The sequence below is a fragment of the Streptococcus mitis genome (genome assembly GCF_002005545.1).
GTDB classification, from domain to species: domain Bacteria; phylum Bacillota; class Bacilli; order Lactobacillales; family Streptococcaceae; genus Streptococcus; species Streptococcus mitis_I.
The window spans coordinates 1,350,773-1,374,811 of record NZ_LBMT01000001.1; the positions used below are offsets into that span (position 1 = coordinate 1,350,773).

Genomic DNA, 24,039 nt, shown 5'->3' on the forward strand with positions numbered 1-24,039 from the left:
ATAATTTAACTCCTTTTTTAGTGAGGTAGGATAAGAGTAGACTGTTCAAGATCAACAGTCAGCTGGTAAGCGGTATTATCACGGATTGTGATTTCAAAGTCAGTAGTATAGAGGACTAAACGAAGAGTATCTCCTTCTTTTAACTTGTAAATAGTAGGTTGTAGTTCAAATTGCACATCCATCCATTCATCTGCAGTAATATCCTCTACTAACAGTAAATCATTTCTATTTTGTAAATTGAGGTAACCTTTTGTCACGACTCGTTGTGCATTTGGTCTAAATGGTAATTCACAGAGATTTTCCAACATGTAGTAGCGTCCATTATCAATGGTTTTAGCACCTAAAATAGCTGGATAAGGTTGTAGGTATTTCTTTTGTCCAAGTTCCAGTAGTTGAGCAGATAAAAGCCCCTTGTTTGTGCTGGATTTGATGCGAAGATTGAGTTGAGCTCGACCGTTCAAGTGGAGATCCTTAGTCACAGGAAGGTCAAGGGTAATCTGATTGACTTTCCCTTGATAGAGTTCCGTATTGAAGGTCTGGTAAGTCTTACCATAGCGCTCAAAATCTTTATCTGAATACTGGTTTTGAATAACTTGCTCTTTTCGACCAAGTGAGAAAATTTCAAAGTTATCTTGCCCACCGAAGTTATCAAGTGATAACCAAGTCTGAGGGGCTGTATTGTCCTGCCAAATGACAGTAGGAAGTTGGAAATCTGTATCTTGTCCCAGTAATTTCTTTGTTAACAAAGCATTCATGGACTCACGGAAGTCAATGGACTGCCAGTTGTTCATGTAAACATGTGCGCCATTATGGAAAAAGAGGTGCTTGTTTATATGGGCAGGAAGAGCATGGAACATCTGGTAAACATGAAGTGGTTTGACATTCCAATCCTGAGACCCGTGGGTAAAGACAACCTCTGCTTTTACCTTATGGGCGTTGAGCAGGTAGTTGCGATCATGCCAAAACTGGTTATAGTCGCCGGTCTTGCGATCCAGTTGTTCTTTTACTTTTTCTAAGTCAGCTTGGTGAGCTTCATTGCCACGGATATAGTCGCCAGCCAAGAGATTACGAGAATAGGTTAACTCAGCAAGGGAGTCAAAGTCCTCACCTGGATAACCGCCTGGGCTAGTCACCAGACCGTTTTCACGATAATAGTTGTACCATGAAGAAATGCCAGCTTCAGCAATGATAACCTCTAAACCATCGACACCTGTAGTCGCCAGACCATTGGAGATGGTTCCAAGATAGGAAAGTCCAGTTGTGGCTACTTTTCCATTTGACCAGTCAGCCTTGACTTGACGCTGGCGCGTATGGTCGGTAAAGGCACGGCAACGGCCATTAAGCCAATCGATGACATTTTTATAAGCCTCAATTTGTTGGTAGTCGCCATTAGTCATGAAACCAGTAGAGTCTTTGGTACCAACACCTGACACATAGAGATTGGCAAAACCTCGTGGGAGGAAGTAGTCGTTGAGTGTATAGCTAGAGTTGATGTGACTTAGCTTTTCCTCGGCTTCTGACACAAGCTCAGCTTGACCTTGAGGTTGGACGAGATTGAGTTGAGGTTTCTCTAGTTCAATCTTATGAGCAGGTTTAACCTCAAGCTCGCCCTCCATCTTGTAGAGAGCCTTATCGCTTGCCTTGTCATTTGTTCCCTGATGATAAGGACTGGCTGTCATGATGGCAGGGATTTGCCCCTCATAACGTGGACGAATAATGCTGACCTTGACTAGGTCTGGTAGTCCTTTTTGGTCAGTATCGACACGAGACTCAACGTAGACCACTTCTCGAATAACATCATGGCTGGAAAAAGTTGCTAAACTCTTGCCGTTAAAGTAGTGGTAGTCATTATCCTCCGGAATAAGACCATCACTAACAAGTTGGTCGATAAGAGTATTTCCCTTTTTGGTGCGAGTATTGAGTAACTGATAAAGATTTTCAATCAAGTCACCATATACAATGGGAAAACCAGTCTCTTTACGAAAAACGTCACTGTCTTCGAAGTCAACCAAATAAGAAAAGCCTAAAAGTTGAAAAGCAACAGTATAAAAAATATCTGCTGTCAGTTCATCTTCTGATTGAAAAAATGTCAGCAGGTCTGTTTTTTTATCAGCTGCTAGGATGGAAAGTGGGTAGTTGGTGTCTTGATAAGTGAAAAAGAAACAACTTAGAAAAGATTCCAACATCTTTTTATTTGTTGACTCAGATGGAAAATCAAATCCATACTTTTTTAATTCATATAAAATAGTATCTCTTGGAAGTGATAAATAGCTGAATTGATTAAAGCGCATAAAACCTCCTTGTAAAATAATAATTAAGGTTATTATATCAAAAAAATAGGAGAAAGGGAATTATTAAGTGAGAAAGAAATTAATTAAAGAATAATGAATACAATTTATATGAAATAATATGTGATATTCTATAGCATTCATAAATTAAACGATATCTAACAAGAATTTTGAGTGGATTTATCTCACTTCTTTAAAAGAGATATCCATTTATTGGGATAAAAAGTTATTGGGATAAAAAGTTCAAAATAGTTTACAGAAACATTTTTACTGCAAATATATTTGTTATTTTTTCATCCAAAATGCCTTATTTAAAATATAAAATAGAGATAGGAGTCATTGCTTTTGTCTTTCTCTTTTTGAAAATGGTATAATATAGTGAGAAGGATAGAGGAGAAGTGTAAATTGATCGCACAACTAGATACAAAAACAGTCTATAGTTTTATGGAGAGTGTCATTTCAATCACCAAGTATGTGAGAGCAGCTAAAGAATACGGCTACACTCATCTGGCTATGATGGATATTGATAATCTTTATGGTGCTTTTGACTTTCTAGAGGTTACAAAAAAATATGGCATTCATCCTTTATTAGGGCTTGAAATGACTGTGCTTGTAGATGACAAAGATGTAAATTTGCGCTTTTTAGCTCTATCTAGTGTAGGCTATCAGCAGTTGATGAAGCTTTCAACAGCCAAGATGCAGGGGGAGAAAAATTGGTCAGTTTTATCTCAGTATCTGGAGGATATTGCGGTAATTGTGCCTTATTTTGATGGACTGGAGTTGTTAAATCTAGACTGTGATTACTATATAGGGGTTTATCCGGAAACACTAGCCAGCGAATTTCATCATCCAATCTTGCCCCTCTATCGGGTCAATGCTTTTGAAAGCAGGGATAGAGAAGTTCTGCAAGTCTTAACAGCGATTAAAGAAAATCTACCACTTAGAGAAGTTCCCTTGCGCTCACGACAAGATGTCCTAATATCAGCAAGTTCTTTAGAGAAACTATTCCAAGAACGTTTTCCTCAAGCCTTGGAAAACTTAGAAAAGCTTATTTCAGGTATTTCTTATGACTTGGATACTAGTCTAAAATTACCTCGTTTTAATCCAGCAAGACCAGCAGTAGAAGAATTGAGAGAACGTGCTGAACTGGGGCTTGCTCAGAAGGGATTGTCTAGCAAAGAATATCAAGACCGACTAGACCAAGAATTGGCTGTTATTCATGATATGGGCTTTGATGATTATTTCTTGGTTGTTTGGGATTTGCTGCGTTTTGGACGTTCGAATGGCTATTATATGGGTATGGGACGGGGTTCTGCAGTTGGTAGCTTGGTTTCCTATGCCTTAGATATCACAGGGATTGACCCAGTAGAGAAAAATCTGATTTTTGAACGCTTTCTCAATCGTGAACGCTATACCATGCCTGATATTGATATTGATATCCCAGATATTTATCGTCCAGATTTTATCAGATATGTTGGCAATAAATATGGTAGTAAACATGCTGCACAAATCGTTACTTTTTCTACTTTTGGTGCTAAGCAAGCTCTTCGAGATGTCTTGAAACGTTTTGGTGTGCCAGAGTATGAATTATCTGCAATTACCAAGAAAATCAGTTTTCGTGACAATCTCAAGTCGGCTTATGAGGGTAACCTCCAGTTTCGTCAGCAAATCAATAGTAAGTTAGAATACAAAAAAGCCTTTGAGATTGCTTGCAAGATTGAGGGTTATCCAAGACAAACCTCTGTCCATGCAGCTGGTGTTGTAATCAGTGACCAAGATTTGACCAACTACATCCCTCTGAAGCATGGTGATGAAATTCCACTAACTCAGTATGATGCTCATGGAGTCGAAGCAAGTGGACTTTTGAAGATGGACTTTCTGGGACTACGAAATTTGACCTTTGTCCAGAAAATGCAAGAGTTGCTTGCTGAAACAGAAGGTATTCACCTTAAAGTCGAAGAAATAGATTTGGAAGACAAAGAAACGTTGGCTTTATTTGCTTCTGGTAATACAAAAGGTATCTTTCAATTTGAGCAACCTGGTGCCATTCGCTTGCTCAAACGTGTGCAACCAGTCTGTTTTGAAGATGTCGTAGCAACTACTTCCCTAAATCGACCAGGTGCTAGTGATTATATCAATAATTTTGTAGCTAGGAAACATGGGCAGGAAGAAGTGACTGTTCTGGATCCAGTACTGGAGGATATTTTGGCTCCAACTTACGGAATTATGCTCTATCAGGAGCAGGTTATGCAGGTTGCTCAGCGTTTTGCTGGATTTAGTCTTGGGAAAGCCGATATTTTGCGCCGAGCTATGGGGAAAAAGGATGCCTCTGCCATGCATGAGATGAGGGCTTCTTTTATTCAAGGTTCATTAGAAGCTGGACATACTGTGGAAAAGGCAGAGCAGGTCTTTGATGTCATGGAGAAGTTTGCAGGTTATGGTTTTAACAGGTCACATGCCTATGCCTACTCAGCCTTGGCCTTCCAGTTGGCTTATTTCAAAACGCATTATCCAGCCATTTTTTATCAGGTCATGTTAAATTCTGCCAACAGTGATTACTTAATAGATGCACTTGAAGCAGGCTTTGAAGTGGCGCCTCTGTCCATCAACACCATTCCCTATCACGATAAAATTGCCAACAAGGCCATCTATCTAGGTTTGAAATCGATTAAAGGAGTCAGCAATGATCTGGCTCTATGGATTCTTGAAAACAGACCCTATTCTAACATTGAAGATTTTATAGCTAAATTACCTGAGAATTATTTGAAACTTCCTCTGCTAGAACCTTTGGTAAAAGTTGGTCTTTTTGATTCATTTGAAAGAAATCGTCAAAAAGTATTCAATAATTTAGTTAATCTATTTGAATTTGTGAAAGAGTTAGGAAGCTTGTTTGGTGATACCATTTATAGTTGGCAGGAATCGGAAGATTGGACGGAACAAGAAAAATTCTATATGGAACAAGAGTTTTTAGGGATAGGTGTCAGCAAACATCCTCTACAAGCTATTGCAAGTAAAGCTATTTACCCGATTACCCCAATTGGGAATTTGTCAGAAAATAGCTACGCTATTATTTTGGTTGAAATTCAGAAAATAAAAGTGATTCGTACCAAAAAGGGTGAAAACATGGCTTTCTTACAGGTGGATGATAGTAAGAAAAAAATGGATGTCACTCTCTTTTCAGACTTATATCGTCAGGTTGGGCAGGAAATAAAAGAGGGAGCCTTCTACTATATAAAAGGAAAAATCCAGTCACGTGATGGCCGTCTGCAAATGATTGCACAAGAAATAAGAGAAGCAGTTGCTGAACGCTTTTGGATACAGGTAAAAAATCATGAATCGGATCAAGAAATTTCGAGAATTTTAGACCAGTATAAAGGCCCAATCCCAGTCATCCTTAGGTATGAAGAGGAACAGAAAACAATCGTTTCCCCTCATCATTTTGTAGCTAAATCCAATGAATTAGAAGCGAAGTTGAATGAAATCGTTATGAAAACGATTTATCGCTAAAAATACGGAAAATAGAAGAATTTTAAAATCAAATGTGGTATAATCAATAAGAATGTTAAAAGAAAAAGGAGCATAACCAATATGAAACGTATTGCTGTTTTGACTAGTGGTGGAGACGCCCCTGGTATGAACGCTGCTATCCGCGCAGTTGTTCGTCAAGCAATTTCAGAAGGAATGGAAGTGTTTGGTATCTATGACGGATATGCTGGTATGGTTGCCGGTGAAATTCATCCCCTAGATGCAGCTTCAGTAGGAGACATCATTTCTCGTGGTGGTACTTTCCTTCACTCAGCTCGTTACCCAGAGTTCGCTCAACTTGAAGGGCAACTTAAAGGGATTGAGCAATTGAAAAAACACGGAATTGAAGGTGTAGTTGTTATCGGTGGTGACGGATCTTACCACGGCGCTATGCGTTTGACTGAACATGGCTTCCCAGCTATCGGTCTTCCAGGTACAATTGATAACGATATCGTTGGTACTGACTTCACAATCGGTTTTGACACAGCGGTTACAACTGCTATGGATGCTATCGATAAGATTCGTGATACATCATCAAGTCACCGTCGTACTTTTGTTATTGAAGTTATGGGACGTAACGCTGGTGATATCGCTCTTTGGGCTGGTATTGCAACTGGTGCTGATGAAATCATCATTCCTGAAGAAGGATTCAAGATTGAAGATATCGTAGAAAGCATTAAATGTGGTTATGAGTGTGGTAAAAAACACAATATCATCGTCTTGGCAGAAGGTGTGATGTCAGCAGCTGAATTTGGTAAAAAACTAAAAGAAGCTGGGGATACAAGCGACCTTCGTGTGACAGAACTTGGACATATTCAACGTGGTGGTTCTCCAACTGCGCGTGACCGTGTATTGGCGTCACGTATGGGTGCGCATGCTGTTAAACTTCTTAAAGAAGGTATCGGTGGTGTTGCGGTTGGTATCCGTAACGAGAAAATGGTTGAAAACCCAATTCTTGGAACTGCAGAAGAAGGAGCATTGTTTAGCCTTACTGCAGAAGGTAAGATTGTGGTTAACAACCCACACAAAGCTGACATTGAGCTATCTAGCTTGAATAAGAGCTTGTCATAATTTACAATTTAGTTAATAAGACCAAAAAGGTCATATATATAAAGGAGTCACAAAAATCATGAACAAACGTGTAAAAATCGTTGCAACTTTGGGTCCTGCGGTAGAAATCCGTGGTGGTAAAAAATTCGGTGAGGACGGATACTGGGGTGAAAAACTTGATGTTGAAGCTTCAGCTAAAAACATTGCTAAATTGATTGAAGCTGGTGCTAACACATTCCGTTTCAACTTCTCACACGGTGACCACCAAGAACAAGGTGAGCGTATGGCAACTGTTAAACTTGCTGAAAAACTTGCAGGTAAAAAAGTTGGTTTCCTTCTTGATACAAAAGGACCAGAAATCCGTACAGAATTGTTCGAAGGTGAAGCTAAAGAGTATTCATACAAAACTGGTGAGAAAATCCGTGTTGCAACTAAACAAGGAATCAAATCAACTCGTGAAGTGATTGCATTGAACGTTGCTGGTGCTCTTGATATCTATGATGATGTTGAAGTTGGTCGTCAAGTTTTGGTTGACGATGGTAAACTTGGTCTTCGTGTGGTTGCTAAAGATGACGCAACTCGTGAATTTGAAGTTGAAGTTGAAAACGATGGTATCATCGCTAAACAAAAAGGTGTGAACATTCCTAACACTAAAATTCCTTTCCCAGCTCTTGCTGAACGCGATAACGACGATATCCGCTTTGGTCTTGAACAAGGTATCAACTTCATCGCTATTTCGTTTGTACGTACTGCAAAAGATGTAAACGAAGTTCGTGCAATCTGTGAAGAAACTGGAAACGGACATGTTCAATTGTTCGCTAAAATCGAAAACCAACAAGGTATCGATAACTTGGATGAAATCATCGAAGCTGCTGATGGTATCATGATCGCTCGTGGTGACATGGGTATCGAAGTACCATTCGAAATGGTTCCAGTTTACCAAAAAATGATCATCACTAAAGTGAACGCTGCAGGTAAAGTTGTTATCACTGCAACAAACATGCTTGAAACAATGACTGAAAAACCACGTGCAACTCGTTCAGAAGTATCAGACGTATTTAACGCTGTTATCGATGGAACTGACGCAACAATGCTTTCAGGTGAGTCTGCAAACGGTAAATACCCACTTGAGTCAGTAACTACAATGGCTACAATCGATAAGAACGCTCAAACTCTTCTTAACGAATACGGACGTTTGAACTCAGATTCATTCGAACGTAACTCTAAGACAGAAGTAATGGCTTCAGCTGTTAAAGATGCTACTAACTCAATGGACATTAAATTGGTTGTAACTCTTACTAAGACAGGTCACACTGCACGTTTGATCTCTAAATACCGTCCAAATGCTGACATCTTGGCATTGACATTCGACGAATTGACAGAACGTGGGTTGATGTTGAACTGGGGTGTTATCCCAATGTTGACAGATGCTCCATCTTCAACTGACGATATGTTCGAAATCGCTGAACGTAAAGCAGTTGAAGCAGGTCTAGTAGAATCTGGTGACGATATCGTTATTGTTGCTGGTGTACCAGTTGGAGAAGCTGTTCGTACAAACACAATGCGTATCCGTACAGTACGTTAATTAATAGAAAAATAGCCTATCGTATCAAGCTGTATAGCCTGTATGATGGGCTTTTTTTGTATATGAGCAAAGTTTTTACTTTTGATTTAATGCAACTGTAGCTAAAGAGTAAATCGTTGCTTGTTCCATACTTTTTGTGATGTGAGTATAAATCTGATTGGTAGTCTTTTTGTCTTCATGCCCAAGACATGACATGATAGCTTTTAAAGGGATATTGTTTTTTGAACGAAAATTTCATAAAATGTTTAGTTCTTATAGTGGATTACAACTAGAATAGTACGCCGTGGCTGCTAAAATATTTCTAGAAATTAATTTGTTCTATCTTATTTCAATTTACTATAATATAGATAAAAAACAACTCCCTGATGATTCAAGGAGTTGTCTATAGTTAAATTAGTTTTTTGAAGCTGCTTGGAATTCTGGGTTTTTCCATGCTTCGTCAATGATAGCTTGCAATTCTTTAGCAGATGCTTGCATTTTTTGGGTTTCTGCGTCGTTCAATGGAATGTTTACTGGACGAACGATACCATGTGCACCAACAACAGCTGGTTGACCGATAAAGACATTCTTAACTCCGTATTGACCTTCTTGGAATACTGAAAGTGGAAGTACTGCGTTTTCATCGTCAAGGATTGCTTTAGTGATACGAGCAAGGGCTACTGCGATACCGTAGTATGTTGCACCTTTTTTGTTGATGATTGTGTAGGCTGCATCACGAACACCTTCGAACAATTCAATCAATTCAGCTTCTTGAACATTTTGAGTGTCTTTAAGGAATTCTTCAAGGTTTACACCAGCGATGTTAGCATGTGACCAAACAGCGAACTCAGAGTCACCGTGTTCACCCATGATGTAAGCGTGAACTGAACGAGCATCTACATCCAATTTTTCAGCAAGTGCTTGACGGAAACGAGCTGAGTCAAGTGAAGTACCTGAACCGATAACGCGTTCTTTAGGGAATCCAGAGAATTTCCAAGTTGAGTAAGTCAAAACGTCAACTGGATTAGCAGCAACAAGGAAGATACCTTTGAAACCTGATTCAACAACTTGAGTTACGATTGATTTGTTGATAGCAAGGTTTTTACCTACAAGGTCAAGACGAGTTTCACCTGGTTTTTGAGGAGCACCTGCAGTGATTACAACAAGGTCAGCGTCTGCACAGTCAGAATATTGAGCTGCATAGATTTTTTTAGGTGAAGTGAAGGCAAGGGCGTGACTAAGGTCAAGCGCGTCACCAACAGCTTTTTCATGCAATTGTGGAATTTCGATAATTCCAAGCTCTTGTGCAATTCCTTGGTTAACAAGTGCAAAAGCGTAAGATGAACCTACAGCACCATCTCCGACAAGGATAACTTTTTTGTGTTGTTTAGTTGAAGTCATTGTTCTAAACATCTCCTTAATTTTATTCAGGGATTTCCCCAGTTATTTTAATTCTATCACTTTTAAAAAGCTTTGTCACGGATATGCCTTTCAGTTCTTGATGTAAACGTTTTAGCTAATTTGGATACCTGAAATATGGCGGACATTATGGTATAATATTATTAATTACTAATAGTGAAATGAGGCATTTATTAATGCAGGATAGAAATTTAGTGAATGTCAATCTGACAAAGGAGATGAAGACGAGTTTTATCGACTACGCCATGAGCGTTATCGTAGCGCGGGCTCTTCCTGATGTTCGAGATGGCTTGAAACCGGTTCACCGTCGGATTCTCTATGGAATGAATGAATTGGGTGTTACTCCAGACAAACCTCATAAAAAATCTGCTCGTATTACAGGGGATGTCATGGGTAAATATCACCCACACGGGGATTCCTCTATCTATGAAGCCATGGTCCGCATGGCTCAATGGTGGAGCTACCGTTACATGCTTGTAGATGGGCATGGAAACTTTGGTTCCATGGATGGAGATGGAGCTGCCGCCCAGCGTTATACTGAGGCACGTATGAGCAAGATTGCTCTAGAAATGCTTCGAGATATCAATAAGAATACGGTTGATTTCGTTGATAACTATGATGCCAATGAACGCGAACCCTTGGTCTTGCCAGCTCGTTTTCCAAATCTTTTAGTTAATGGAGCAACTGGTATTGCCGTTGGGATGGCGACCAATATTCCGCCTCACAACTTGGGTGAAACCATTGATGCAGTGAAGTTGGTCATGGACAATCCTGAAGTGACTACCAAGGACTTAATGGAAGTCTTGCCTGGGCCAGATTTTCCAACAGGTGCCCTTGTCATGGGGAAATCAGGCATTCATAAGGCTTACGAAACAGGTAAAGGTTCTATTGTTCTTCGTTCTCGTACTGAAATTGAAGAAACTAAGACTGGCCGTGAACGCATCGTTGTGACAGAATTTCCATACATGGTCAATAAAACCAAGGTACATGAGCACATTGTTCGCTTGGTTCAGGAAAAACGGATTGAGGGCATCACAGCAGTACGTGATGAGTCAAATCGTGAAGGGGTTCGTTTCGTGATCGAGGTCAAGCGCGATGCCTCAGCCAATGTTATCCTCAACAATCTCTTCAAGATGACCCAGATGCAAACCAACTTTGGTTTTAATATGTTGGCGATTCAAAATGGTGTACCCAAGATTTTGTCTCTTCGCCAGATTTTGGATGCTTATATCGAACACCAAAAAGAAGTGGTTGTTCGTCGTACTCGTTTTGATAAGGAAAAAGCAGAAGCACGTGCTCATATCTTAGAAGGTCTCTTGATTGCACTGGACCATATCGACGAAGTGATTCGTATCATCCGTGCTAGTGAAACAGATGCGGAAGCACAAGCTGAGTTGATGAGTAAGTTTAAGCTTTCTGAACGTCAAAGTCAGGCTATCCTAGACATGCGTCTTCGCCGTTTGACAGGTTTGGAACGCGATAAGATTCAGTCTGAGTATGATGACCTCTTGGCTCTGATTGCGGATTTAGCAGATATTCTTGCTAAACCAGAACGTGTTTCTCAAATCATCAAAGAAGAATTGGATGAAGTTAAGCGTAAGTTTGGCGACCAGCGTCGTACAGAGTTGATGGTCGGTGAAGTCTTGAGTCTTGAAGATGAGGACTTGATTGAAGAATCGGATGTCTTGATTACGCTTTCTAACAAGGGATACATCAAACGTTTGGACCAAGCTGAGTTTACTGCTCAAAAACGTGGGGGTCGTGGTGTTCAAGGAACAGGCGTTAAGGATGACGATTTTGTTCGTGAGTTAGTGTCAACTAGCACCCATGATCACCTGCTCTTCTTTACAAATAAAGGACGTGTCTATCGCCTGAAAGGTTATGAAATTCCTGAGTATGGTCGGACGGCCAAAGGTCTACCAGTAGTCAATCTCTTGAAATTGGATGAAGGTGAAAGTATTCAGACTATTATCAATGTTGAGTCTGAACGCAGTGATGATGCTTATCTCTTCTTTACAACCCGTCATGGTATTGTGAAGAGAACGAGTGTTAAGGAATTTGCTAACATTCGTCAAAATGGACTTAAGGCTTTAAACCTCAAGGATGAAGATGAGTTGATTAATGTCTTGTTGACGGAAGAAGATACGGATATTATTATTGGTACCAAGTTTGGTTATGCAGTTCGCTTTAATCAATCAGCCGTTCGTGGCATGAGTCGTATCGCCACAGGTGTGAAAGGTGTGAATCTCCGTGAGGGAGACACAGTTGTTGGTGCTAGTGTGATTACAGACCAGGACGAGGTTCTTATCATCACAGAAAAGGGGTATGGTAAGCGCACAGTTGCGACCGAATATCCAACAAAAGGTCGTGGTGGTAAAGGAATGAAGACGGCTAATGTGGCTGAAAAAAATGGTCCTCTATCAGGTCTCTTGACTGTGAAAGGTGATGAAGACTTGATGATTATCACTGATACAGGTGTCATGATTCGAACCAATGTTGCCAATATTTCACAAACAGGACGCTCAACTATGGGAGTTAAAGTAATGCGTCTGGATCAAGATGCTAAAATTGTGACCTTTACAACGGTTGCAGCGGCAGAAAAAGAAGAAGTTGGGACAGAAAACGAAACAGAAGGTGAAGCATAATGTCTCAAAAAAATAATAAAAAGAAAAACAAACGAAAAAATCTGCTGACAAATATCCTAGCAGGATTTCTGATACTACTATCAATTGCTTTGATTTTTAATGCTAAAATTCGTGATATTTTCATAGTTTGGAATACCAATAAGTACCAAGTTAGTCAGGTATCAAAAGAAAAAATAGAAGAAAATCAGGATACAGAAGGAAATTTTGATTTTGATTCTGTCAATGCGATCTCTTCTGAAGCGGTTCTAGCTTCTCAATGGGATGCTCAAAAATTACCAGTTATCGGTGGAATTGCAGTTCCTGAATTAGAAATGAATCTGCCAATTTTTAAAGGACTTGATAATGTCAATCTCTTCTATGGTGCTGGTACCATGAAACGCGATCAAGTGATGGGGAAAGGAAATTATAGTCTAGCTAGTCATCATATTTTTGGTGTCAATAATGCTAATAAAATGTTATTTTCTCCTTTGGATAACGCTAAAAATGGTATGAAGATTTATCTAACCGATAAGGATAAAGTTTATACTTATGAAATACGTGAAGTCAAACGTGTTACACCGGATCGTGTTGATGAAGTTGATGATAGAGATGGGGTCAATGAGATTACATTAGTAACCTGTGAAGACCTTGCTGCTACAGAACGTATTATTGTAAAAGGCGATTTGAAAGAAACAAAAGATTATTCACAAACATCTGATGAAATCCTAACAGCTTTCAATCAACCATATAAACAATTTTATTAATACAAATCAGTGAAATCCTGGATTTCACTGATTTTTTAAGCTTTTCATAAGAATAAACTTTTATGAAATACAGAAAACGCTTCCTTAATTTTAACGTTTGTGATATAATTATCAGGTAAAAAATTTTTAGGAGTTTATTATGGTTTCTTCAGAATTTATCTCAAAGATTGAATTTGCTTGCAAGAAGAAAGAAAGTCTTTATAGCCAAAGCAAATTTAAGTATGCGATTCGTTCTATGTTTGCAGGTGCATTTTTAACCTTCAGTACAGCTGCTGGTGCAGTTGGGGCTGACTTGATTAATAAAATTGCGCCAGGTAGTGGACGATTCCTCTTCCCATTTGTCTTTGCTTGGGGATTGGCCTACATTGTTTTCTTGAATGCCGAGTTGGTAACATCAAACATGATGTTCTTGACTGCTGGTAGTTTCTTGAAAAAAATCTCTTGGAGAAAAACAGCTGAGATTTTACTTTACTGTACCTTGTTTAACCTTATCGGGGCTTTGATAGCAGGTTGGGGCTTTGCTCATTCGGCAGCCTATGCAAATCTGACTCATGATAGTTTTATCTCTGGGGTTGTAGAGATGAAGTTAGGCCGTTCAAATGAATTAATCTTGCTTGAGGCGATTTTGGCAAATATTTTCGTAAATATTGCTATTCTTTCATTTGTTTTGGTCAAAGATGGTGGTGCCAAACTTTGGCTTGTGTTGTCAGCGATTTACATGTTTGTATTCTTAACAAACGAGCACATTGCGGCGAACTTTGCTTCTTTCGCGATTGTGAAATTCAGTGTTGCTGCTGACTCAATTGCTAACTTCGGTGTTGGAAATATGCTTCGCCACTGGGGTGTAACCTTCATCGGAAACTTTATCGGAGGAGGCCTCTTGATGGGTCTTCCATATGCCTTCCTCAATAAAAATGAAGATACTTATGTAGATTAAGAAAATGAGCACGATTGATTCGTGCTTTTTTCGATTTTGTAAGAAGTAATAGCCGCTTCTTATATCAAAATATAGAAAAGAGGTATTAGTCAAGATAGGTAGATAGTGCTACAATATCCTTAATGAAACTATATGGAGGTAGCCTTATGACTCGTGATTTTAAATTTGAAACCTTACAATTGCATGCTGGTCAAGTTGTGGATCCAGCAACTAAGTCTCGTGCAGTGCCGATTTATCAAACAACATCCTTTGTTTTTGATGACACGCAGGAAGGTGCCGATCTGTTTGCCTTGAGGAAACCAGGGAACATTTATACTCGTATCACCAATCCTACAACAGCTGCCTTTGAAGAAAGAATTGCTGCCCTTGAAGGTGGTGTTGGAGCTCTTGCAACAGCATCAGGTATGGCCGCAGTGACTTATACGATTTTGGCACTTGCCCACGCTGGTGATCATGTAGTAGCAGCCTCAACTATTTACGGTGGAACCTTCAATCTCTTGAAGGAAACCCTTCCTCGTTATGGTATCACAACAACCTTTGTCGATGTGGATAATTTGGAAGAAGTGGAAGCAGCTATCAATGACAATACCAAGCTTGTCTTGATTGAAACTTTGGGGAATCCCTTGATAAACATTCCTGACTTGGAAAAATTGGCTGAGATTGCGCATAAACACCAGATTCCACTAGTTTCGGATAATACCTTTGCAACACCTTATTTGATTAACGTTTTTTCTCACGGTGTAGATATTGCTATTCACTCTGCGACTAAGTTTATTGGTGGGCATGGTACGACTATTGGTGGAGTGATTGTGGATAGTGGTCGTTTTGACTGGGCAGCTTCAGGGAAATTCCCTCAATTTGTTGAGGAAGACCCAAGCTACCACAATTTGAGCTATACTCGTGATGTGGGTGCAGCAGCCTTTATTATCGCTGTCCGTGTTCAATTGCTTCGTGATACAGGTGCAGCCTTGTCACCATTTAATGCCTTCCTCTTGCTACAAGGACTTGAAACCCTTTCACTTCGTGTGGAACGCCATGTACAAAATGCAGAGAAAATTGTTGATTTCCTTGTCAACCATCCTAAGGTAGAAAAAGTTAATTATCCAAAACTTGCTGATAGTCCTTACCATGTCTTGGCTGAGAAATATTTGCCAAAAGGTGTGGGCTCAATCTTTACCTTCCATGTCAAAGGTGGGGAAGCAGAAGCCCGCAAGGTAATTGATCATTTAGAAATCTTTTCTGACCTAGCAAATGTAGCAGATGCTAAATCTCTGGTTGTCCATCCAGCTACAACCACTCACGGTCAATTGTCAGAAAAAGACCTAGAAGCAGCAGGAGTCACACCAAATCAAATCCGCTTGTCAATCGGACTTGAAAATGTAGAGGATTTGATTGAAGACTTGCGCTTGGCCTTGGAAAAAATTTAAAGAAAAAGAAGATAAACAGTGGGTTTCGACTCGCTGTTTTTGATTTTCCCTTAGGCATGATATAATGGTTACAGAAGTCTAGAAAGAGGAACGATATGAACGAAATCAAATGCCCCAACTGTGGGGAAGTCTTTACAGTAAATGAAAGTCAGTATGCTGAACTTTTGTCCCAAGTGAGAACAGCAGAGTTTGATAAGGAACTACACGATCGCATGATGCAGGAACTGGCTTTGGCAGAGCAAAAGGCCATGAATGAGCAACAGTCTAAACTAGCTCAAAAAGACCAAGAAATTGCTAAATTACAGAGTCAAATCCAAAATTTTGATACAGAAAAAGAATTGGCCAAGAAAGAGGTTGAACAGACAAGCCATCAGGCTCTCTTGGCTAAGGACAAGGAAGTACAGGTCTTAGAAAATCAGTTGGCTACCTTGCGTTTGGAGCATGAAAATCAACTGCAAAAGACTCTTTCTGACTTAGAAAAAGAACGGGATCAGGTCAAAAATCAGCTCCTATTACAAGAAAAAGAAAACGAGCTTTCTCTTGCTTCAGTTAAGCAAAACTACGAAGCTCAACTCAAGGCAGCTAGTGAACAAGTCGAATTTTATAAGAATTTCAAAGCCCAACAATCTACAAAAGCAATTGGGGAAAGTCTGGAACAGTATGCGGAAAGTGAGTTTAACAAGGTCCGTAGTTTCGCCTTTCCAAATGCTTACTTTGAGAAGGATAACAAGGTCTCTGCGCGTGGGTCTAAGGGGGACTTTATCTTTCGTGAGAGTGATGAAAATGGCGTAGAGATTATCTCCATCATGTTTGAGATGAAAAATGAAGCTGACGGAACAGAGAAGAAGCATAAGAATGCAGATTTTTATAAGGAATTGGATAAGGACCGTCGGGAGAAGAACTGTGAGTATGCAGTTTTGGTGACCATGCTTGAGGCTGATAATGACTACTTTAACACAGGGATTGTTGACGTCAGCCATGAGTACGAAAAGATGTATGTGGTTCGTCCTCAGTTCTTTATCCAGTTGATTGGTCTCTTACGTAATGCGGCGCTTAATTCCCTAAAATATAAGCAGGAGTTGGCCTTGGTTCGGGAGCAAAATATTGACATTACGCATTTTGAAGAAGATTTGGATGCCTTTAAACAGGCCTTTGCTAAGAATTATAATTCAGCTTCGACCAACTTTGGCAAAGCTATTGATGAAATTGATAAGGCTATCAAACGCATGGAAGAGGTTAAGAAATTCCTAACCACATCTGAAAACCAACTCCGTCTCGCAAACAACAAATTGGAAGATGTCTCTGTTAAAAAATTGACCCGTAAAAATCCAACCATGAAAGCTAAGTTTGAAGCGCTGAAGGGGGAGTAGAAAGCAAAAATGAACGGTATTATCAACTTAAAAAAAGAAGCGGGCATGACCTCGCATGATGCGGTTTTTAAACTGCGTAAGATTTTGGGAACCAAGAAGATTGGTCATGGTGGGACTCTGGATCCGGATGTAGTGGGTGTTTTGCCCATTGCAGTTGGCAAGGCGACACGCATGGTCGAGTTTATGCAGGACGAGGGCAAGGTCTATGAGGGGGAAATCACTCTTGGCTATTCAACGACGACAGAGGATGCTAGTGGGGAAGTGGTCGTTGAGACACCCGTTCTGTCGCCCTTGGATGAAAAGCTTGTCGATGAAGCGATTGCGAGCTTGACTGGGCCTATTACCCAGATTCCACCTATGTATTCAGCTGTTAAGGTTAATGGTCGTAAGCTCTATGAGTATGCGCGTACTGGTCAGGAAGTGGAGCGTCCAGAACGTCAGGTAACTATTTATACTTTTGATCGAACAAGTCCGATTTCTTATGAGGGCCATTTGGCACGTTTTACTTTTCGAGTAAAATGCAGTAAAGGGACTTATATCCGTACCTTGTCAGTTGATTTGGGAGAGAAGCTGGGCTATGCGGCTCATATGTCACATCTAACACGGACTAGTGCAGCTGGTTTACAACTAGAAGATGCTCTTACCTTGGGAGAAATTGCTGAAAAAGTGGAGGCTGGTCAACTGGACTTTCTCCATCCTCTAGAGATTGGAACAGGTGACCTTGTCAAAGTTTTCCTAAGTCCAGATGAGGCTACAGAAGTGCGCTTTGGTCGTTTTATCGAACTCGAACAAACAGAACAAGAATTGGCTGCTTTTGAAGATGATAAATTGCTAGCCATTCTAGAGAAGCGAGACCATCTCTACAAGCCAAGGAAGGTTTTTAGCTAGTCTAACTGAGGTGTAGGTAGTGTTATTTCCCCTAGACTATCCAAATCAGACTATAAATTTTGCAAAAAATGTGATAGAATAGACGACGGATAAAAAAACGGAGGATAGCATGCAAAATAGACCAATCATTATCGGAGTGACAGGTGGTTCTGGTGGTGGTAAGACCAGTGTTTCAAGAGCCATTTTATCGCATTTCCCTGATGAAAAGATTTCCATGATTGAGCATGATTCATACTACAAGGATCAGTCTCATTTGACCTTTGAAGAGCGTGTCAAAACCAACTACGACCATCCTTTTGCCTTTGATACAGACTTGATGATTGAGCAGATTAAGGAATTGTTGGCAGGGCGTCCGGTGGACATCCCGACTTATGACTATACAGAGCATACACGCAGTAGCAAGACTTATCGTCAGGAGCCTCAAGATGTCTTTATCGTTGAGGGCATTTTGGTCTTGGAGGACAAGCGCCTGCGCGATTTGATGGATATCAAGATTTTTGTGGATACGGATGATGATGTGCGCATTATTCGTCGTATCAAGCGTGATATGGAGGAGCGTGGACGTAGCCTTGATAGCGTTATTGACCAGTACTTAGGTGTGGTTAAACCAATGTACCACCAGTTTATCGAGCCAACTAAGCGTTATGCTGATATCGTCATTCCTGAGGGAGTCAGCAATACAGTTGCTATCGACCTGTTGACGACCAAGATTGCAAAGATTTTGGAAGAAGCCCGAAATAGCAAATAATCAGATGTGGAGGCCTTGCCTCCTTTTTTATTTTTCACTCATAATGGTACATAAATGGAGATTTTTAGGCATATTTTTGGTATAATAATACCCATGGAAAAGCAAGAAAATGAATAGTAGGTGGAGATGGAAAAGTATTTATCGGTAACAACTTTGACCAAGTATCTGAAAATGAAATTCGATAAAGACCCTTATTTGGAACGGGTCTATTTAACTGGTCAAGTTTCCAACTTTCGTAAACGACCTACTCACCAATATTTCTCCCTAAAAGATGATCACGCAGTCATTCAAGCGACCATATGGTCTGGAATTTATCAGAAATTAGGTTTTGACCTGGAAGAAGGAATGAAAATCAATGTGATTGGGCGCGTACAGGTCTACGAACCAAGTGGTAGCTACTCCATCATCATAGAAAAGGCTGAGCCTGATGGAGTTGGGGCGCTTGCGATTCAGTTTGAACAACTCAAGAAAAAATTGACAGAAGAAGGTCTGTTTCAAGAACGTTTCAAGCAACCTCTGCCCCAATTTTCTAAGAGAATTGGTGTAGTGACCAGTCGCAGTGGAGCCGTTATTCGAGATATTATCACGACCGTCAGCAGGCGCTTTCCAGGTGTGGACATTCTTCTCTATCCGACCAAGGTTCAAGGAGATGGAGCAGCAGAGGAAATTGCTCGAAATATTGCGCGTGCTAATGAACGGGACGATTTGGATTTGCTCATTATTGGTCGTGGTGGTGGTTCCATCGAGGATCTCTGGGCTTTTAACGAAGAAATTGTGGTACGAGCTATTTTTGAATCTCGTTTGCCAATCATTTCTAGTGTGGGGCATGAGACGGATGTGACCTTGGCAGATTTTGTGGCAGATCGACGAGCTGCAACGCCAACAGCAGCTGCTGAACTAGCAACACCTGTGACCAAGTTGGATCTATTAGCTCATTTGCAAAATCAGGAAAAACGGATGGCAACAACAGTCCGAAATGTCTTATCGAAGAAACAAGAAGCTTTGAAAAAATGCAGTCAGTCTGTTATCTTTAGACAGCCAGAGCGTTTGTATGATGGCTATATGCAACGCTTGGATCAACTGCAACTGCGCTTAAAACAAAGTTTGCAAACACGGATTTCTGATAACAAACAGATAGTCCAAGCAAGGACGCATCGACTGGTACAATTATCACCTGTTACCAAAATCCAACGCTATCAGGACAGACTAGCTCAGTTGGACAAGCTCTTACGTAGCCAAATGGCGCTGGTTTATGATGCCAAGGTTGCTGAGGTCAAGAGACTTTCAGAAGCACTTCTGATGTTGGATACGAGCCGAATTGTGGCGCGTGGTTATGCAATTGTCAAAAAAGAAGATTCAGTAGTTGATTCGGTTGAGAATTTAAAGAAAACAGACCAAGTGACGCTTTTGATGCGAGATGGTCAAGTAGAATTAGAGGTTAAAGATGTCAAAACAAAAGAAATTTGAGGAAAATCTAGCAGAACTGGAAACCATTGTCCAAAGTTTGGAAAATGGTGAAATTGCTCTGGAAGATGCGATTGCTGCCTTTCAAAAGGGCATGGTCTTGTCAAAAGAGCTCCAAGCGACGTTGGACAAGGCTGAAAAGACCTTGGTCAAGGTCATGCAAGAAGACGGAACAGAAAGTGATTTTGAATGAAAAAGCAAGAAAAATTAGCTCTTGTCGAGTCAGCCTTGGAAGATTTTTATGGAGACCAGCAGTTTGCCTCTAGTTTGCGAGAGTCCGTTCTCTATTCCATTCATGCGGGTGGCAAACGTATTCGGCCTTTTCTCTTGTTAGAAGTTTTGGAAGCCTTGCATATTGCCATCAAACCTGCTCACGCGCAGGTGGCCGCGGCCTTGGAAATGATTCATACAGGGAGCTTGATTCACGATGATCTTCCTGCCATGGATGATGATGATTATCGCAGGGGGCGTTTGACCAATCATAAGAAATTTGGCGAAGCAATGGCCATTTTGGCTGGAGATGCCTTGTTCCTAGATCCTTACGCCTTGATAGCGCAGGCAGATTTGCCAAGTCAGATTAAGGTGGACTTGATTGCCAACTTATCTCTTGCATCAGGTAGTCTGGGCATGGTGGCAGGGCAAGTTTTGGACATGGAGGGTGAACACCAACACTTGGCTTTGGAAGAGCTACAGACCATTCATGCCAATAAAACTGGAAAATTACTAGCCTTTCCCTTCCAAGCAGCTGCTATCATAGCTGAATTGGCTCCTGAAATACAGGCAAAACTGAAAACTGTAGGTGAATTGATTGGGCTCGCTTTTCAGGTCAGGGACGACGTACTGGATGTGACAGCTAGTTTTGAGGAAATCGGCAAGACTCCTCAAAAGGATTTGCAGGCTGAAAAGTCAACCTATCCAGCCTTGTTGGGCTTGGAAGAGGCCATTGCCTTTTGTAACCAAACTCTGGATCAAGCTAATGCCAAATTAGAAGAAATTGCCCAGCAGATTCCCTTCGATATAGAATCGATTGTAAATGTAGTAGAAAGTTTGAGAATCAATGGCTAAGGAAAGAGTGGATGTACTAGCTTATAAACAGGGTTTGTTTGAAACGCGAGAACAGGCCAAGCGTGGTGTCATGGCTGGTCTAGTCGTAGCAGTCCTGAATGGAGAGCGTTTTGACAAACCAGGAGAGAAAATCCCAGACGACACCGAGTTAAAACTCAAGGGGGAGAAACTCAAGTATGTTAGCCGTGGTGGCTTGAAACTGGAGAAAGCTTTGCAGGTCTTTGATTTGTCAGTGGATGGCGCGACCACAATTGATATCGGTGCTTCTACTGGGGGCTTTACAGATGTTATGATACAGAATGGTGCTGAGTTGGTCTTTGCAGTCGATGTCGGTACCAATCAGTTGGCTTGGAAATTACGCCGAGACCCACGAGTTGTCAGCATGGAGCAGTTTAATTTCCGCTATGCTGAAAAGACTGATTTCGAGCAGGAGCCGAGCTTTGCCAGTATTGATGTGAGTTTCATTTCCCTCAGTCTGATTTTGCCGGCCTTGCACCGTGTCTTGGTTGATCAAGGTCAGGTTGTGGCTCTGGTTAAGCCTCAGTTTGAGGCAGGACGTGAGCAGATTGGGAAAAATGGAATTATTCGCGATGCCAAGGTCCATCAACATGTCCTTGAATCTGTCACAGCTATGGCAGTAGAGGAAGGCTTTTCAGTCCTTGGTTTGGACTTTTCTCCCATCCAAGGCGGACATGGAAATATTGAGTTTTTAGCGTATTTGAAAAAAGAAGAGTCAGCAAGCAATCAGGTTCTTGCTGAGATTGAAGAAGTAGTAGAGAGGGCGCATAGTCAATTTAAAAATGAATAAAAAAGAGAGACTTGAAAAAATTAGACGATTTGTGACAGATTATCAAATCGGCACGCAAGAAGAAATTGTAGAACATTTGAAAGAGGCAGGCATCACTGCCACTCAAGCGACAGTATCCCGAGATATCAAAGAGCTAGGTATTGTCAAAATTCCTTTGAGAGACAACACCTATGTCTATGAATTGCCAAAATCAATCGTAAAAAGTTTGCAACTGGCTGAAGACAATATCGAATCGGCAGACTTGATGGACAAGATGATCAATCTTCAAGTTATTCCAGGAAATACGGCTTTTGTAAAAGCTCAGTTAACCGAGACGTTTGCGGACAAGATTTTTAGCTGTTTAGCTGATGATAGCTCGATTTTAGTCATTGCCAGAACTGAAAGTCTAGCTGAGGAAATCTTTGAACAAGTAAAAAATTGGTAGGTCTATATGTTACTTGAAATTTCGATAAAAAACTTTGCCATTATTGAGGCTATTTCCCTCAATTTTGAAAAGGGAATGACTGTCTTGACTGGTGAAACGGGTGCAGGGAAGTCGATTATCATTGATGCCATGAATATGATGTTGGGAGCTCGTGCGACGACAGATGTTATTCGTCATGGTGCGCCAAAGGCAGAGATTGAGGGGCTATTCTCCGTTGAAAATAGTCGCCTTTTGCAGGAAATTTTTGATGAGCAAGGTTTGGAAATGGGTGATGAGATTATCATCCGTCGAGAGATCTTGCAAAATGGTCGTAGTATCAGCCGTGTGAATGGCCAGATGGTCAATCTATCTGTTTTGCGTGCTATTGGACAACATCTAGTAGATATTCATGGTCAGCATGACCAAGAGGAGTTAATGCGTCCTCAACTTCATATTCAAATGTTGGATGAATTCGGCGATGCAGCCTTTTGGGACTTGAAAGAAACCTATCAAACGAGTTTTGATGCCTACCGTAAAATGCGCAAGCAGGTTCTGGAAGTCAAGAAAAACCAACAGGAACACAAGGCTCGTATTGAAATGTTGGAATTTCAAATGGCAGAGATTGAGGCAGCAAACTTGCGAGCTGGAGAAGACCTGGCTCTCAATCAAGAGCGTGATAAACTTCTCAATCATAAAAATATTGCGGATACGCTGACCAATGCCTATAGTATGTTGGACAATGAAGAGTTCTCGAGTCTGGCCAATGTTCGTTCGGCCATGAATGACATGGAAAGTGTTGAAGAGTACGACCCTGAATACCGTGAAATTTCAAGCTCTTTGTCTGAGACTTACTATGTCTTAGAAGACATTAGCAAACGTCTGGAAGCTATTATTGAGGACCTTGATTTTAACGGCAATCGGCTTATGCAGGTTGAGAATCGTTTGGACCTCCTTCATACCATTACGCGTAAATATGGTGGGACTGTAGACGATGTCTTGCTTTACTTTGCAAAGATTACGGAAGAATACAATCTCTTGACAGGTAATAACCTTTCGTCTGAGGACATGGAAGCAGAGCTTAAGAAGTTGGAAGTCAATCTTGTCGATTTGGCAGGTCAACTTGCATCTGCTCGTCATGACTTGGCCCAGCAGCTAGAAGCAGAGATTAAACAAGAACTGCAAGACCTGTATATGGAAAAAGCCCAGTTTCAGGTTCGTTTTAGCAAGGGCAAATTCAGTCGTGAGGGCAATGAAATGGTTGAGTTTTACATTTCAACCAACCCTGGCGAAGACTTTAAACCCTTGGTTAAGGTTGCATCTGGCGGAGAATTGTCTCGCCTCATGCTAGCCATTAAGTCTGCCTTTTCACGTAAAGAAGGTAAGACAAGTATTGTCTTTGATGAAGTGGATACAGGAGTTTCAGGTCGTGTAGCTCAGGCCATTGCGCAGAAGATTCACAAGATTGGCCAACATGGTCAGGTTCTAGCTATCTCCCACTTGCCACAAGTGATTGCGATTGCAGATTATCAATTTTTTATTGAGAAGATTAGCAATGACCATTCAACAGTTTCGACTGTTCGTCTCTTGACGGTTGAAGAGCGAGTGGAAGAAGTTGCTAAGATGTTGGCAGGTGATGATGTCACAGAAGCCGCCCTGACGCAAGCCAGAGAATTGTTGAGAAACAGGGAGAAATAA

The 24,039-nt window shown here is 40.8% G+C and carries 18 protein-coding genes; 16 read left to right on the forward strand and 2 right to left on the reverse strand.

Features of this window, described 5'->3' with window-relative positions; all coding sequences use genetic code 11:
* Window positions 1–17 precede the first annotated feature (17 nt).
* Window positions 18–2,291: a Xaa-Pro dipeptidyl-peptidase gene (locus QS39_RS06980; protein ID WP_077805043.1), complete on the reverse strand. Its 2,274-nt coding sequence runs from the start codon at window positions 2,289–2,291 to the stop codon at window positions 18–20.
* Window positions 2,292–2,693: 402 nt separating this feature from the next.
* On the opposite strand from QS39_RS06980, the gene QS39_RS06985 reads away from it, so the two are divergent.
* From QS39_RS06985 to pyk, 3 genes are all read left to right on the forward strand, one after another.
* On the forward strand, window positions 2,694–5,795 hold the full coding sequence (locus tag QS39_RS06985) for a DNA polymerase III subunit alpha (protein ID WP_180375018.1): 3,102 nt from the start codon (window positions 2,694–2,696) through the stop codon (window positions 5,793–5,795).
* A gap of 81 nt (window positions 5,796–5,876) precedes the next feature.
* Window positions 5,877–6,884 carry a 6-phosphofructokinase gene (pfkA, locus tag QS39_RS06990; protein ID WP_000820862.1) on the forward strand — a complete coding sequence of 336 codons (1,008 nt, stop codon included), beginning with the start codon at window positions 5,877–5,879 and terminating at the stop codon, window positions 6,882–6,884.
* A 58-nt stretch (window positions 6,885–6,942) separates the two neighbouring features.
* Complete coding sequence (gene pyk / locus QS39_RS06995; RefSeq protein ID WP_001042818.1) at window positions 6,943–8,448, forward strand: pyruvate kinase; 1,506 nt, start codon at window positions 6,943–6,945, stop codon at window positions 8,446–8,448.
* A 393-nt stretch (window positions 8,449–8,841) separates the two neighbouring features.
* Here the strand turns inward: pyk and QS39_RS07000 are convergent, their stop codons facing one another.
* Entirely contained in the window at window positions 8,842–9,828 is a 987-nt protein-coding gene (locus tag QS39_RS07000; protein ID WP_000204728.1) for an L-lactate dehydrogenase, read from the reverse strand.
* Between the two features lie 194 nt (window positions 9,829–10,022).
* Here QS39_RS07000 and gyrA point away from each other — a divergent pair, with 194 nt between their 5' ends.
* The 13 genes from gyrA to recN all read left to right on the forward strand — a co-directional run bounded on the left by gyrA (window position 10,023) and on the right by recN (window position 24,039).
* The gene (gyrA, locus tag QS39_RS07005; protein WP_077805045.1) at window positions 10,023–12,491 is read left to right on the forward strand and encodes a DNA gyrase subunit A; all 2,469 of its coding nucleotides are present in this window, start codon (window positions 10,023–10,025) and stop codon (window positions 12,489–12,491) included.
* Window positions 12,491–13,234: a sortase SrtA gene (srtA, locus tag QS39_RS07010; RefSeq protein WP_023942619.1), complete on the forward strand. Its 744-nt coding sequence runs from the start codon at window positions 12,491–12,493 to the stop codon at window positions 13,232–13,234. The genes gyrA and srtA overlap by 1 nt, the downstream gene beginning before the upstream one ends.
* A 139-nt stretch (window positions 13,235–13,373) precedes the next feature.
* Window positions 13,374–14,171, forward strand: a complete 798-nt coding sequence (locus QS39_RS07015) for a formate/nitrite transporter family protein (RefSeq protein ID WP_000254781.1) — start codon at window positions 13,374–13,376, stop codon at window positions 14,169–14,171.
* Window positions 14,172–14,317: 146 nt separating this feature from the next.
* Window positions 14,318–15,598, forward strand: coding sequence for an O-acetylhomoserine aminocarboxypropyltransferase/cysteine synthase family protein (locus QS39_RS07020; RefSeq protein WP_077805046.1), 1,281 nt, complete (start codon window positions 14,318–14,320; stop codon window positions 15,596–15,598).
* A 95-nt stretch (window positions 15,599–15,693) separates the two neighbouring features.
* On the forward strand, window positions 15,694–16,968 hold the full coding sequence (locus QS39_RS07025; protein ID WP_077805047.1) for a DUF2130 domain-containing protein: 1,275 nt from the start codon (window positions 15,694–15,696) through the stop codon (window positions 16,966–16,968).
* Between the two features lie 9 nt (window positions 16,969–16,977).
* The gene (truB, locus tag QS39_RS07030) at window positions 16,978–17,856 is read left to right on the forward strand and encodes a tRNA pseudouridine(55) synthase TruB (protein ID WP_077805048.1); all 879 of its coding nucleotides are present in this window, start codon (window positions 16,978–16,980) and stop codon (window positions 17,854–17,856) included.
* A gap of 109 nt (window positions 17,857–17,965) precedes the next feature.
* Window positions 17,966–18,604: a uridine kinase gene (udk, locus tag QS39_RS07035; protein WP_001181376.1), complete on the forward strand. Its 639-nt coding sequence runs from the start codon at window positions 17,966–17,968 to the stop codon at window positions 18,602–18,604.
* A gap of 126 nt (window positions 18,605–18,730) precedes the next feature.
* Complete coding sequence (gene xseA, locus QS39_RS07040; RefSeq protein WP_077805049.1) at window positions 18,731–20,071, forward strand: exodeoxyribonuclease VII large subunit; 1,341 nt, start codon at window positions 18,731–18,733, stop codon at window positions 20,069–20,071.
* The gene (locus QS39_RS07045) at window positions 20,049–20,261 is read left to right on the forward strand and encodes an exodeoxyribonuclease VII small subunit (protein ID WP_000043226.1); all 213 of its coding nucleotides are present in this window, start codon (window positions 20,049–20,051) and stop codon (window positions 20,259–20,261) included. Before xseA ends, QS39_RS07045 begins: the two co-directional genes overlap by 23 nt.
* A complete protein-coding gene (locus QS39_RS07050) occupies window positions 20,258–21,133 on the forward strand; it encodes a polyprenyl synthetase family protein (RefSeq protein ID WP_077805050.1) in 876 nt (291 codons plus the stop codon). Before QS39_RS07045 ends, QS39_RS07050 begins: the two co-directional genes overlap by 4 nt.
* Entirely contained in the window at window positions 21,126–21,941 is an 816-nt protein-coding gene (locus tag QS39_RS07055) for a TlyA family RNA methyltransferase (protein ID WP_077805051.1), read from the forward strand. Before QS39_RS07050 ends, QS39_RS07055 begins: the two co-directional genes overlap by 8 nt.
* On the forward strand, window positions 21,934–22,365 hold the full coding sequence (locus QS39_RS07060) for an arginine repressor (protein WP_077805052.1): 432 nt from the start codon (window positions 21,934–21,936) through the stop codon (window positions 22,363–22,365). The genes QS39_RS07055 and QS39_RS07060 overlap by 8 nt, the downstream gene beginning before the upstream one ends.
* Window positions 22,366–22,371: 6 nt before the next feature.
* Window positions 22,372–24,039: a DNA repair protein RecN gene (gene recN, locus QS39_RS07065; RefSeq protein ID WP_077805053.1), complete on the forward strand. Its 1,668-nt coding sequence runs from the start codon at window positions 22,372–22,374 to the stop codon at window positions 24,037–24,039.

Bases quoted from the DNA above. Each gene is read 5' to 3' on its own strand.
- QS39_RS06980 (WP_077805043.1), bottom strand. From the start codon at position 2,291: ATGCGCTTTAATCAATTCAGCTATTTATCACTTCCAAGAGATACTATT.
- pfkA (WP_000820862.1), top strand. From the start codon at position 5,877: ATGAAACGTATTGCTGTTTTGACTAGTGGTGGAGACGCCCCTGGTATG.
- pyk (WP_001042818.1), top strand. From the start codon at position 6,943: ATGAACAAACGTGTAAAAATCGTTGCAACTTTGGGTCCTGCGGTAGAA.
- QS39_RS07000 (WP_000204728.1), bottom strand. From the start codon at position 9,828: ATGACTTCAACTAAACAACACAAAAAAGTTATCCTTGTCGGAGATGGT.
- gyrA (WP_077805045.1), top strand. From the start codon at position 10,023: ATGCAGGATAGAAATTTAGTGAATGTCAATCTGACAAAGGAGATGAAG.
- srtA (WP_023942619.1), top strand. From the start codon at position 12,491: ATGTCTCAAAAAAATAATAAAAAGAAAAACAAACGAAAAAATCTGCTG.
- QS39_RS07015 (WP_000254781.1), top strand. From the start codon at position 13,374: ATGGTTTCTTCAGAATTTATCTCAAAGATTGAATTTGCTTGCAAGAAG.
- QS39_RS07020 (WP_077805046.1), top strand. From the start codon at position 14,318: ATGACTCGTGATTTTAAATTTGAAACCTTACAATTGCATGCTGGTCAA.
- QS39_RS07025 (WP_077805047.1), top strand. From the start codon at position 15,694: ATGAACGAAATCAAATGCCCCAACTGTGGGGAAGTCTTTACAGTAAAT.
- truB (WP_077805048.1), top strand. From the start codon at position 16,978: ATGAACGGTATTATCAACTTAAAAAAAGAAGCGGGCATGACCTCGCAT.
- udk (WP_001181376.1), top strand. From the start codon at position 17,966: ATGCAAAATAGACCAATCATTATCGGAGTGACAGGTGGTTCTGGTGGT.
- xseA (WP_077805049.1), top strand. From the start codon at position 18,731: ATGGAAAAGTATTTATCGGTAACAACTTTGACCAAGTATCTGAAAATG.
- QS39_RS07045 (WP_000043226.1), top strand. From the start codon at position 20,049: ATGTCAAAACAAAAGAAATTTGAGGAAAATCTAGCAGAACTGGAAACC.
- QS39_RS07050 (WP_077805050.1), top strand. From the start codon at position 20,258: ATGAAAAAGCAAGAAAAATTAGCTCTTGTCGAGTCAGCCTTGGAAGAT.
- QS39_RS07055 (WP_077805051.1), top strand. From the start codon at position 21,126: ATGGCTAAGGAAAGAGTGGATGTACTAGCTTATAAACAGGGTTTGTTT.
- QS39_RS07060 (WP_077805052.1), top strand. From the start codon at position 21,934: ATGAATAAAAAAGAGAGACTTGAAAAAATTAGACGATTTGTGACAGAT.
- recN (WP_077805053.1), top strand. From the start codon at position 22,372: ATGTTACTTGAAATTTCGATAAAAAACTTTGCCATTATTGAGGCTATT.